Source organism: Lentilactobacillus diolivorans DSM 14421 (assembly GCF_001434255.1).
Taxonomy (GTDB): Bacteria; Bacillota; Bacilli; order Lactobacillales; family Lactobacillaceae; genus Lentilactobacillus; species Lentilactobacillus diolivorans.
This window is the reverse complement of sequence record NZ_AZEY01000108.1, coordinates 79,010-91,524: the sequence shown is the minus strand read 5'-3', so window position 1 is coordinate 91,524 and position 12,515 is coordinate 79,010. Positions and strand designations below refer to the sequence as shown.

The window sequence follows — 12,515 nt, the reverse complement described above, 5'->3', positions numbered from 1 at the left end:
TTTCAAAATGAAAAAAATTGTCGGTATTTTAATTGGCGTCGCCCTCGTGTTTGGTCTGGCATTCGGTGTTCGTCAAGTCATGTCCAACCATTCAACACCAGTTGCGACGCAAAAGAGTCAATCCGCTTCCAAAAAATCTGCCAGTCAAAAACAGCCCACCTCAACGAAATCGGCTAAGAAGTCGTCGGATAAATCCAAGCAGACTGCCAGCCAATCCAAAAAGCAGGCAGCTAAGCAAGGTCAAAAACACCAGCAAGCAAGAAAAAACAAGCCGAGTTCAAAGGCAACGACTCATTCGACCACAACGTCCCACCAAGCTGCCAAAGGTCATTCTGGTACTAAGCCAACTAACCGGTCAACGGCTGCTTCCAAAAAAGGCACCTCCACTTCAACGCGATTGGCTCGTCAATCAACAGCGAAGAAAAACACGCCTGCTAAAAAGCGAACCGCTGAAAAGAAACGGGTGGTGGTTGCAAGAAAGTCTGACCAACATCACGCTACTGTCTATTTAAAAGTGTCCGGATATAAAAAAACGTTCTACACTGGCAAAATGCCCATCACTAAGAAATCAACCGCATTTTCCGTCTTGAAAGCCACCCATTTAAAGCTCGTTTACACCAGTACACCTGATATTTATGTCAGTTCAATTAATGGGTTAAGAGAGAACGATGTCCGCCCCGGCAGTGGTTGGATGTATTCTGTTAACCATAAATTCGTTGACAAATCAGCTGGTCTTAAGCGGCTAAAGAAAGGTGAAACTGTTCACTGGTACTTCTCAGTTGACGGTTATAAAGAGTGATCACTCATGAAAAAAGCGATGTTCGTTGGCGCGATTGGTTGTGGTAAAACCACCCTCATTCAAAGAATGGGCGATATGCACATCCGCTACAACAAAACTCAAGCCATTGAATTTTACGATAATATCATTGATACCCCTGGTGAATACGTTGAGCATCGGGAATTGTACTCAGGGTTGAGAACAACTTCCACCGGTGCCAAGCTGGTCGTTTTAATGCAAAGTGCCGTTGACCCGCGAATCGTCCTGCCAGCTGGATTTAGTACCATGTTTACGCAGGAATCCATTGGTGTCGTCACCAAAATTGATTTAGCGACGCAACAACAAATCGACTTAGTCAAGAAACGGTTACTTGAAGCCGGTGTTAAAAAAGTTTTCACTGTTTCCGCGATCAAGGGAACCAACGTGAAGGAATTCATGGATTATTTAAAACAGTACTAATCGTATTCTTTGTTGAATCGTGACATGTACCAACAATTTAATCAGGCTAAAAACAGAGTGGACCAGCAAGCGTTTAGACTCCAGAATATAAGCCCCCTAACCTTAATGTTCCCGATTCTGGAATATTAAGGTTAGGGGGCTTATATGGCCGGAGTCTGCTTGCTGGTCCACGTTTCAACCAAGTAAAAAGTTCAACGAGATATTCCTGATTTTGGAATATTAAGTTAGGGGGCTTATATGGCCGGGGCCTGCTTGCTGGTCCACGTTTCAACCAAGTAACAAGTTCAACTTGATATCCCTGATTTTAGGATATTAAGTTAAGGGGCTTATATGGCCGGGGCCTGCTTGCTGGTCCACGTTTCAACCAAGTAACAAGTTCAACTTAATATCCCTGATTTTGGAATATTAAGTTAGGGGGCTTATATGGCCGGGGTCTGCTTGCTGGTCCACTCTTTAACTAAGTAACAAGTCCACCGAGATATTCTGAACTTAATTATTTGGATAACTGCCTTACACGGCTGGAAGCTGTTTTTTACCTCATGCTTTTGCTCGAATAATAATCACATTTACACAAAACGGGAGGCTGGGACAAGGGTAATTTTTCCCAGTCCCTATTTGTGTAGTCATGATTATTACCGTGCGGAAACGTGAGATAAAAGGCAACTTCCTGCCGTACAACCGAATTATCCCACTATTCTACCCGGAGCATATTCGGATAATCCAGTTGTACTCTGGAAGTTAACCACCTTTTTATGTCTCACTCTATTTTCGCAAAATTCTATTCTGACATGTCACCAATATCTTCAAGGCTCGTCTTTTTTAAAACCGTCAGCATCGCTTCTTCAGCCTGGTTTAACACTTTTGAGCTATTTTCAAGCCATCGGTTCACCCGATCTTGATGCACAAAAGCACTGGTATCAAAATCTTTATGAACCTCAAACAACTGGCCGGTGCCTTCAATTGCCATCAAGACATCATAAACCGTAATCTCTTTAGGTTGTTTGGCCAATCGTAAACCACCATAAATCCCGGTTTTGGATCTTAAAATGCCGTTTTTAGTAAGCAACGACGAAATCTTTTTAATGCTTGGAATCGGGATGTTAAGCTTTTCAGATATTTTTTGAATTGATAAATAATCATACTGCTCTTCTTGAGACTTGATACCAACATAAGCCGTCATTTCAAGAGCTTGTGAAAACGCGATAGAAAAGGACATCATAGGCCTCCAATTATTTCTTTAAGTATAGGCTATTATACCAAATCTATCGTTAAAATTATTTCCTTTCCAATGGCACAATCAGGGTTAACACTAACAGCAACCCCACAAACGTTAACCCTACGCCAATTAACATGGACTGACTAAAGACAGCTGATATTTTCGTTATATTTGCCGTAAAAGCAGCAAAGATTGCCAGCCCCAAGGCACCGCCAAATTGCCGCGCCGTATTGTAAACACCGGATGCTGCTCCTGACACTTCATGGCGAACCCTGGCTAATCCGGAAGTCGCAAGTGTTGCAAAAGCGAGTGCAAAACCAATCGCATAGCCCAATGTTCCAATTAGTAGAAGCACATAGTTGGCTGAATGGGCAACAACCGATAACTCTATCATTGACAACAAAACAATCACAAAACCAATCACCATTACTCGTGAATTTCCCCAGCGAGCAATCAAATTTCTCGCCCGAACAGCGGCAATAAAGAGCAGAACGGCCATCGGTACCATGCCAAGAGCAGTAACAAACGGGCTAAGTCCAAGGGTCCCCTGTAAAAGCTGCGGTGTATAAAACCAAAACCCAATCCCGGCTGAGCTAAACAAAAGTGAGCTAACATAAGATGCCAATCTTTCCCGGTCCTTAAAGATTTCAAGGGGCATCGTGGGTCGGGCCACTTTTCCTTGGCTAATAATGAATCCAATCCAAAGAAACAGTGACAAAATCAATGTCGGTATCGGCCATGGACTGCCATCAAGGCCATAAGAAATCGACGTCATGGCAAGGATGGACAGAATCGTCCCGACCCAATCAATTTTTCCATTTTGGGTCTCTGATTTAGCTAGGACTTTTGCGGCAATGATCACCATGATAAAGGCAATGGGTCCATTCATATAAAAACCAACTCGCCAAGATGCAAATGTCGCGAAAAAGCCGCCAATGACAAGCCCAATCGCTGCACCTGCGCCAATAACCGACGCATAGTACCCAATTGCCTTTTGTCTTGCCTGACCCTCAAACGTATCAGTTAGAAGTGCTAAACAATTTGGTGCCAGAATTGCTGCCCCAATTCCTTGAAATGCTCGAAAACTGATCATCATCACAGCGTTAGTGGCTGCGCCAACAGCCAAACTACCGATTCCAAAGATCATCAAACTTGAAATAAACAGCGATTTTCGACCATAGATATCTCCCAACTTACCACCAATCAACATAAATCCTGCATAAGTTAATGCATAAGAAACTTGAACCCAAGACAGAGCGCTGGCGTTTAAATGAAGCTGATCAGCCATCTTAACAGTTCCTGTAAACACAATTGAAGTATCAAGAACCCCCAAAAAGGCACCAATTAAAGCTAGTGAGAGAACGATCCTTTGAACTCGGGTCATTCTTTGTCTTCCAAATTCTTTCATTGAATTAGTATTATCCATTATTTTTTCTCCTTTTCGAATTGGTTTGTTTAGTATATTCTTTATATACTAATACTGCAATACTAATTACAAAAAAATTTTGGAACCACAATCAGAACAAAATTAGTCTTAAACTAGTGAGTATGATGTCAATTCCAGAAAACATCGCATCACAAATAATGGATAGCGGTATAATTAATAACATATCATTAATTCAGAGGAGAATTCTATGAAAAAGTTAAGAATCGTTGTCATCACCTGTCTCACGTTATCGGCAATCTTAATTACTGGTTTGACATATAAGCAAACCATCTTTGCATCTCAAAAGCCCGAGCCCAACATTACCAAGTCCGTTAAGCCCAAGCACCACTACTTACTGGTTATGGGTCATGGTGCTGGTGATCCCGGTGCTCATGGTAACGGAACCACCGAAGCCCATTTTTTACGGGCAAAATTTTTACCTAAACTACGGAAATACGCTAAAGAAGTCAAGAATAGTCGGGTCACTTTTTACAATCCCAAACACGATATTGTCCGAGACACTTTGGTTTTCCACAAGGGCTCGTATAAGATTAACAAGAAAACAACTGTCATTATGTTTCATTTAGACGCTGGTGGCGGTACTTATGCTCATGGCGGCCACGTCATTATTCATCGACCGATCCCTACAAAACGTGATCGGCGATTGGCCCACGTCATCAAAAAATACGTTGGTCTTAACCCTGCTTACCATGGTTATAGTTATCGAACTAATTTGCGTAACTGCAACGTATTACGTCGCCGTGGTATTGACTACAGCCTCGTTGAAATGGGCTTCATTACCAATAAACATGATTTTAAAAAGATTAATCAACATCTCGATCAGATTGCTAAGAACGATATTGAGGCAATCACTCATGAAACAATTAAGTAACTGGTAACTACCGGTTATTTAGTTCTACCAAAACTGTTATTAAACACAAAAACAGACATTTCCGGCCATATAAGATAAGCCTCCTAACTTAATATTCCAAAAAATCGGGAATATCAAGTTAGGAGGCTTATATTCTGGGATCTAACCGCTTGCTGGCCAAATCTGGTTTTTAAGCTTTGCTTTTAGCAAGATATATTTGGTAAATCAACCGGGTTGTCTGGTCATCATGCTGCGGATATGGCGAATTAGTCGCCGTTCCATAAAGAGCACCATCTACAACATCGACCCCAATTGAATAGTTACCCATCGAAGCTCGTTTGCTGGCACTATAACCATTGGCATTAAGAATCTCAGCGACCCGTTTAACCCGTGGTGTAATTGCTTGACCATAACTATAGTAGAGATAACTATCGATACTTCCATCTTGATGACGATTGGGATTATTAGGATCTTTGAGATCACTAATTGCAACAAAATCGGTGAAATTACGATTTTGGATAGGTACAGTTGCAGTAATATTCTCAATTGAACGAGATAAGCTGATATCAATGGGACTATTTGGAAATAACTTAATTAAAGCCTTGGTTAAACGTTGACTAGAATTGGAATTAATGTAGTTTAAATACTGCCGATTGCTGGTTATTTTATCTAATGGCGTGGCAATCGCCTTTGTCAGGTAGCCACTCCAAACAAGCCCTTTAACCTTCTTATTGGCAGAATAGATTCGATAGTAAATTGCTCTTTTACCCTTAATAGTCTTGGTGAAAGCATTAGTAACGAGCCAACTGGTATAACGATAGTTTTTAACGTTATGCAATTTTTTGGTATGACTATAATTCCAAATATCCCCTTTGGCATTTGGCTTGGTATAGTACATTAATGGACCGTCCATTACCGACCAACTGTAAGGTTTCTTTGCTTGCGCAACTGAAGCAATAGTGAATATTCCACAGAATACTAACCCGGACAGAAGGATTTTTAATAGTTGCTTTTTCATAAAATGAGCCTCCAGAATAAAGATAAATTGGTTGCTTTGTTAACTTCCATTGTAACGGATATTTTGAATAAGATGTCGTTTTAGAATCAATGGTACACCCCAAACTGATTATTTCCAGATCAAAATCGGGCTGTTAAATATCGAGAAAATTGTGATTAACAGAATCGATTTTGGGTCAATGGAACATCCTGTGGAAAGTAGCGGCAAAGTTATCAATGCCCAATCTATCCCCATTGTAATGGAGATGAAGCCGGCACAAGTCCCACTTATTTTAATTAGCAATGCAATGCACCAAGTTGGACCACGGAACTAGTCTCGGTTCAAAAGAATCTTTCACAAAATGTGTCTCAAATATTGACCTCGTTCCACTGTTAAGGTATCACCCCCTTTGTAATTTGTTAAACACTTGATCAAAATCGGGCAGATTAGTTTTAGTCCCCGTGAATTTTTCCGCGTAAATATTTTGCCGGGCCACCCCGGCACTTTCTAATTGTTCTATTTGGGATTTTAAATCTTGGCCAGTTGTAGAGACACGCGCATAACCATAAATGGGAGAGACTGTTTCAGTAATCTTATTGTAAAAAAGTCAAAATCCGCCACAAACTTGTTTGAACTTAAGCTTATTGACTAAATATTTTTTCTCTCACTGACTTGTTAAGCTCTTACCAAATCACTTTTTTCGAAAATAGTGTTCAAGTCCATTCGTGATCCAATACACACAAAAATAAATAGCTATAAAAAAACTACTCATACAAACAAGATAACTAATCGTCCATATAACTCGTAAGTAGCCTTGAAGTTCTATTGATTGAAATGAAAATAAAACAAACGTGAATAAAATATCACAGGCAAATGCTACTTGCCGACCTAATTTTGAATCAACTTGTTGCTCCCGGTCTCTAATAAACAAATACGTCATAAAATGTATTGAGATTATTAAAGATACACCGGCTAACAAAAAAAATAATAACCTTTTATCTAATGGGTAATTCAAAAAATTAGCAAAAAAATACGCAATTAAGACACCCAAAATATCTAAAGTGTATAACCAATTATTTCGTTTTATTGTCTATCCCAACCTTTATAATTAAAACCTTCAAAGTGTAAAACACGTCCATCACTAAAATGATTTTCGTGAACAACCCAACCTGATAACACTTGCTTAACCAAGAGAACCGCGGCAGCAGCGCCAGCACCAGGAATGGCAGCTAATGGCGCCAGTAACCCTGTTAGGGCAATATTAATGCCAACCTTTTTAGCAAAGTTAAGCATTCCAGCGCTTATATAAATGTCGACATTTCCGTGCCGGGCCTTTCCATGCCAAATAATTTTCGAGGTTCCCTTGGTTCCATTAGCGGGCGGACCCATAGTAAGCGCTACTTCGTTTGCAAGCTTAGGATCAACTTGATAAACAGCATTTAACATATCAGAATCACTAATGGATTCAACAGTATTTCCATTACTATCCGTCGTAGTTATCGTTTGCTTGGCTATTTCTTGTTGTAGTTGTTGTTGCTGTGCAGCTGATAACTGCGAATCATTTGTCGTATCGCTGCCTCCAATATTATTCTGAAGGTTAGCTGAAGACTGCAAATTGCTACTCAACTGAGATTTAGAACTGTCGCTGGCAACCGAATCTGCAGAAGCTGAAATTGTTGGAGCAATTACTGAAGCCCCTAACGTTAAAGTAACTGCTAATAAAGCAAATGATTTTTTTGACTTAAACATATAATTTCCTTTGTGGGTATAGATTCTAATGCACATTAGTTATATCGTCGACCGTTTCAAAGTATCACTTAGTCTGACATTCGTCAACATACCCCAACTTAGTAGTTCCTTATAATTCCACTAAGCACATGGGTTATAAGTAATTCATTGATTTTATTAAATACGAATTTATCTCGATAATTGGTTACCTCTTAACCAATCTTAAAAGAGGACATTGTTTTAATACAAAATAGAAATTCTGATTTTGGTAGAATTTAATTGTGACCATCTGACTACTGAGTATCCTACTAAACCAATCTGCCACTAACTTATCTTTAAATAGCGTGGAGAAGTAATAAACACACCACTAATTCCCAATTAATAGTAATTTTTGAATCAATTAATTTTTAAGTTAATTGTCCTAAAATAAGTTCATACATTGGCTCACTTTTAGCAGTTACAAGAGCTACAAACTTGTTGTTCATTGAAGCGATCACAGACAAGCCATAGGTTTTACTTCGGGGGGTTACTTCCGAGAATGAAGTTAGCTTTAACATGAAGAATTCCCTTTCATCATGAGGCTGGGACAATAGTCATTTATCCTAGCCTCTGTTCGTGTAAACACGATTGTTACCGAGCGAAAACGCCTTTTGTCCCGCTCTGCAGACGAAGAGCCGAATAATTTAGGGTAATATTCAAAGGTTACAACCTGAAACTAATCTATTATTCTGCAGCTTTTCATCCTTGCCGAATTCTTTCATTCCGCCTAAAATAACCTTTATGTAACAAAACCGAATTCGGACAATGGAGGAATGATAATGCCCACATATCCATTGGAACCCCAAGATTATTCTCAGTTAGCTGAAGCACTTCATTTGTTTTCAGAAATGACTCAAATTCAAACCTACTTTTATACTTTCGATAATCATCTGTTAAAATCTGAAGAAATTCAGACCGATCCTGTAGCAATCAAGCACGCACTTCAGGTTGATTCACAAGGGCGGCAGTCGCTTTTTCCCGTAATCATTGATCACAAGTTTTGGGGATACCTAATTTGTGACACAACTCATACTTCACAGCGGCGGGTATTTTTGGCTCAAAGTTATCTTGAAAAAACACTAAACGACGCTATTATCACTAAACGACACGGCCACATTACTGTTTTAAATCCACTCGACAACCACCAGCTGTCCCAAATCAACTTCATCAATAACCTGGTTAGGACAACAGATCCCATTTCGACATCGCTAACCACTGATAAAACAGTGATTTCCCCGGCAAAACCAAATTTTGGTGATTACGAAGCGACTCACAGCTTAAGGGCCGCCATCCAGTATATCGACAAAAACAGTCAAAAACCACTCACCTTAACTGAAGTTGCGCAACATGTATTCTTGTCACCCGCCTATCTGAGCCGATTATTCAAGAAAACATTTAAAATCAATTTTGTTGATTATATTAATAATCAAAAAATGGCACTTGCTTGCGATCAACTGATTTTCACCACCAATACGATTCGTCAAATTGCCCATCAGGTTGGTTTCAACCAAACCAGCTATTTCTCAAAACTCTTCAAGGCTCGGACCAGCGTCACGCCAACTCAATATAAACGGCAAAACGCCAATATCAAGAAAAGTTATACGATAAAACGCAATTTGGATTGGGGTAATAAACAAACGATTCTCGACGTTTCATCCCAATTTTTCAAGGACAACCGCATCCCTTTTTCCGCCCAGACCATTAATGGTTATCCGTATATCGATGAAATCGGCGGGTTGCGCAACTCCGCGGTCAATCACCAAGGATGGGTCTACACCGTTAATTGTCGACAGCCAGCCTTGCCAGTAAGCCAAATTGAGCTTGATGGCATCTCTATTATTCAATGGTTATTCACACCTTATAATGATTTTTTATAGAAGGCATCCGACTGGTTTCTTTTTTAACAATCGCATTTTGCTTTATCCATTTTCAGTCAAATGTTATTATTCAGCTGCTTTGCAAATCTCACGAATTCAAACGAACCAACACTATTGCCAACATTCAAACCAATAGAATCACCACGGGTAAACGACTATAATACTAAGTGTTAAACAATCGCCAGGAGGGATTTAACCAATGCTAAAGAAAATAACGTTATCATTTGCTATTGGGATTGCACTTTTCACCAGCAGTACAATTGCAGCTAATGCCAGTACCGATTTAGGTAATAATGAGAATATTCAATATGTTAAAGTTAAGAAGCCGACTTTCACTGGTCAATACACCAAAGTTAACGGCAAGAAAGGGCACCGGATTATAACGCCTAAGGGAACCATCTTAAAAGTTCTGGGGACTACTGGCTCAACAGCGGGCAGTCAGCGCAGCCAGGCCGTCTTTTCTCTAGGTCAGATCAGTTACGCTAAACAACAGCGAATTTATCAACCAAAGAATGGGGTTTACATTCGCAACTACAATACAACATACTTCAAACCGTATTCGCTTAAATTGCCCATGCGTAGCCAATTCTTACAACTTGGACAATATGCCAATAATGGCTCCGAACACTACAAACCGATCTTTGTCGTAACCATGGACGGCTACCTGCAATATTACAGCCAATCACGGCTAAAGCATTATCGCATTCAAAATAACATGAGCTATGGCAAGCCGGGCAATGGTGGACCGGCGGTTGATAATCCATTGTTCAAAATCAAGCCGACCCGGTCAATAAAGGTCAATCGGTTTTTAGTTAAGGGAAAACATTACTATCTCTATTACCGAACACCGGTAAAGGGCTTAGCTGAAAAAAGGTTTCCAAGACTAATTATCGGCTGACAATCCATCAGCTGACAACGATTGGTAAGACTTGGCATTCCGGCGAGGATTTCTTCTCAGCCAGATGGACTAATTATAATGTTGGTGGACACCGTTTCTTCTACCTCGGGGATGTTGAGAGCGGTGACTAGTGTCACTCGGACACTTTCGTTAACAAATGAATAAGCCAATTAAACACAAAAAGTGCTTTAAACCCAGATAATTGTTTCGAGGGTAGAAGCACTTTTTCTTCACGCTATTCAGTATAAATTTGTCTCAATTCAGCCATCATGTCTTTATCAATGCCAACGACATCCCTTAAATAGGCTCGAACACCACCGTACACCTCATTAACAATGATCATCGCTTGATCAAAGTAATCGTCACTGACGGTCGATAGATCATGAACTGAACTGACAAAAGCCGGCCCCTTTCGTGATTGTTTGGCATTTTGAATTCTCAAATCAATCCGACGAATCGAGGCTGGGTTCGTCATCAAATAATCTCTTCGAACTGTTTGACTATCAACACCCAGGGCATCAAGCAACAGTACCGCCAGGATACCCGTTCGGTCTTTACCAGCAGAACAGTGAAATAAGATTGTCTCATCAGCCCCATGAACCAGCAAGTAATCAAAGAAATGTCGATAGGCAGCTTGAGGCTGTGGATCGACAATCATTCGCCGATAAACATACAACATCCGTAGATAACCACTTCGCGGATCCGCAGAGTATGCCTTTTGAAGTTCCTGGTTATTGGTTTGACTTTCTGTCTCATCATCATTAAAAATTGGCAAGTGAATATATTTACAACTGAATGGCACCTTATCTGGATACTGCTTTAGTTCATAAGGAGAACGCAAATCAATCACCGTTGAAATCCCATAATCAGTCAACAGTTGCTGATCTGGCGGGGTTAGATTTGAAAGTGCCCCCGCCCTAATCAATTTTTTCCAACAAGTCGTTCGCCCACCAGCAGCTTGATAGCCACCAAGGTCCCGGAAGTTGACGCCTTGATCGATGTCTAAAATTCGCTTGTCAGAATCCATTGGTGTAACCCCCATTCGATTAATTGACTACCAGTGAGTGTTTATTTAGCCCGAATACGGTAATTTCATCAACTTAAACAACTCAGCTTCTGAATAACCTTTATTTAATGTCTTAGCCCAGTCAGGCTTGACAAACAATTGCTTACCAACTGCAAACAAGTCGCCTCCAGCTTCCCGTAAATGAGCAGGATCATTTAACTGACCGCTCACAATCATGGGTAGCTCACCAACAACCTGACGAACAACTTCTGCAACCGAAAAACGGCCAAGTTGTTGATTGGTTACCGAGTGTTGATTATACCGACGCAACGATAACCCTAGATAATCAATGCCAACTTGTTTTAACAACGACATTAAAACCAAATTATCGGTAAACGTCAACCCACCTGTTTCAACTTCTTCAGGTGACAATCGATAACCAACAACAAATGGATGAAACGTTTCTGTGTGAGCAGCTCGAGCAACTTCATGCGCCACCAGCAACGGAAACTTAACCCGATTCATGATTGAACCGCCAAATTGATCATGACGTTGATTTGAACATGGCGACATAAATTGCTGAAGCAAAAATGTATTAGCCCCATGCAGCTCCACCCCATCAAAACCAGCCTGAATAGCACGATTGGTTGCACTAACAAAATCGTCAATAACTTGCTTAATGATATCATTTGTTAATTCAGTTGGTGTGTCCACTACCCCATGTTCGGCCTTAATCGGACTGGGGCCGACAACCGGGTGGCCTTTTGTCACAAACTGATTGGTCATTCGACCCGCATGAACTAATTGTAAAATTGCTTTACAGCCATTTTGATGAATCGTTTCAGAAAGTCTTCTTAAACCAGGAATATCCTCATCTTTAGCAGCACTAATTGACCCAAATGCTGTATTGCCTGATTCAGAGACATAGGCCGACCCCACAACGTCCATGCCAACATCTTTAGAACGCTTACTGTGAAAATCCAGATCATTTAAACTAACTTTACCATCAAATAGCGCCGACTGAATGTTCAGGGGCGCCAATACGATGCGATTCTTTAATTTAAAATTCCGGGTAAGCTGATATGAATTTAGAATTCGATCTAATTGCATGTGAACAGCTCCCATTTATATCCACGCGACTAAAATCCAATGAATCAAAACGCGTTAAACAATTACAATTGTTTTTCCTTATGGCTACCGAGCCGAGACGTGTTTCAGCA

The 12,515-nt window shown here is 40.4% G+C and carries 12 protein-coding genes; 5 read left to right on the top strand and 7 right to left on the bottom strand.

Translation table 11 applies throughout. The features are described 5' to 3' along the window. Positions 1-7 precede the first annotated feature (7 nt). The gene (locus FC85_RS14710) at positions 8-799 is read left to right on the top strand and encodes a DUF4430 domain-containing protein (protein ID WP_057866273.1); all 792 of its coding nucleotides are present in this window, start codon (positions 8-10) and stop codon (positions 797-799) included. 6 nt (positions 800-805) lie between these two features. Then, positions 806-1,237 (top strand): EutP/PduV family microcompartment system protein, encoded by a 432-nt coding sequence (locus FC85_RS14705; RefSeq protein ID WP_057866272.1) that lies wholly within the window; start codon positions 806-808, stop codon positions 1,235-1,237. Between the two features lie 778 nt (positions 1,238-2,015). Here FC85_RS14705 and FC85_RS14700 read toward each other — a convergent pair. Together FC85_RS14700 and FC85_RS14695 are read right to left on the bottom strand one after the other, a co-directional pair. Then, on the bottom strand, positions 2,016-2,453 hold the full coding sequence (locus FC85_RS14700; protein ID WP_057866271.1) for an RrF2 family transcriptional regulator: 438 nt from the start codon (positions 2,451-2,453) through the stop codon (positions 2,016-2,018). Between the two features lie 58 nt (positions 2,454-2,511). Continuing rightward, positions 2,512-3,879 carry an MFS transporter gene (locus tag FC85_RS14695; RefSeq protein WP_057866270.1) on the bottom strand — a complete coding sequence of 456 codons (1,368 nt, stop codon included), beginning with the start codon at positions 3,877-3,879 and terminating at the stop codon, positions 2,512-2,514. A 208-nt stretch (positions 3,880-4,087) separates the two neighbouring features. Between FC85_RS14695 and FC85_RS14690 the strand changes: the two genes are divergently transcribed. Continuing rightward, on the top strand, positions 4,088-4,771 hold the full coding sequence (locus tag FC85_RS14690; protein WP_057866269.1) for an N-acetylmuramoyl-L-alanine amidase: 684 nt from the start codon (positions 4,088-4,090) through the stop codon (positions 4,769-4,771). A 169-nt stretch (positions 4,772-4,940) separates the two neighbouring features. Here the strand turns inward: FC85_RS14690 and FC85_RS14685 are convergent, their stop codons facing one another. The 3 genes from FC85_RS14685 to FC85_RS14680 form a co-directional block, all read right to left on the bottom strand. Continuing rightward, positions 4,941-5,768, bottom strand: a complete 828-nt coding sequence (locus FC85_RS14685) for a hypothetical protein (RefSeq protein ID WP_057866268.1) — start codon at positions 5,766-5,768, stop codon at positions 4,941-4,943. Positions 5,769-6,147: 379 nt separating this feature from the next. After that, positions 6,148-6,267 carry a hypothetical protein gene (locus tag FC85_RS15580; protein WP_235807842.1) on the bottom strand — a complete coding sequence of 40 codons (120 nt, stop codon included), beginning with the start codon at positions 6,265-6,267 and terminating at the stop codon, positions 6,148-6,150. Between the two features lie 563 nt (positions 6,268-6,830). After that, a complete protein-coding gene (locus FC85_RS14680) occupies positions 6,831-7,496 on the bottom strand; it encodes a hypothetical protein (RefSeq protein ID WP_057866267.1) in 666 nt (221 codons plus the stop codon). A 797-nt stretch (positions 7,497-8,293) separates the two neighbouring features. Here FC85_RS14680 and FC85_RS14675 point away from each other — a divergent pair. Both FC85_RS14675 and FC85_RS14670 read left to right on the top strand, forming a co-directional pair. Then, positions 8,294-9,391 (top strand): helix-turn-helix domain-containing protein, encoded by a 1,098-nt coding sequence (locus FC85_RS14675; RefSeq protein ID WP_057866266.1) that lies wholly within the window; start codon positions 8,294-8,296, stop codon positions 9,389-9,391. Between the two features lie 199 nt (positions 9,392-9,590). Next, the gene (locus tag FC85_RS14670; RefSeq protein ID WP_057866265.1) at positions 9,591-10,289 is read left to right on the top strand and encodes a hypothetical protein; all 699 of its coding nucleotides are present in this window, start codon (positions 9,591-9,593) and stop codon (positions 10,287-10,289) included. A 235-nt stretch (positions 10,290-10,524) separates the two neighbouring features. Here FC85_RS14670 and FC85_RS14665 read toward each other — a convergent pair whose 3' ends face one another. Continuing rightward, the gene (locus tag FC85_RS14665; protein WP_057866264.1) at positions 10,525-11,316 is read right to left on the bottom strand and encodes a tyrosine-protein phosphatase; all 792 of its coding nucleotides are present in this window, start codon (positions 11,314-11,316) and stop codon (positions 10,525-10,527) included. A gap of 45 nt (positions 11,317-11,361) precedes the next feature. After that, positions 11,362-12,405 (bottom strand): oxidoreductase, encoded by a 1,044-nt coding sequence (locus tag FC85_RS14660; protein WP_057866263.1) that lies wholly within the window; start codon positions 12,403-12,405, stop codon positions 11,362-11,364. Positions 12,406-12,515 lie beyond the last annotated feature (110 nt).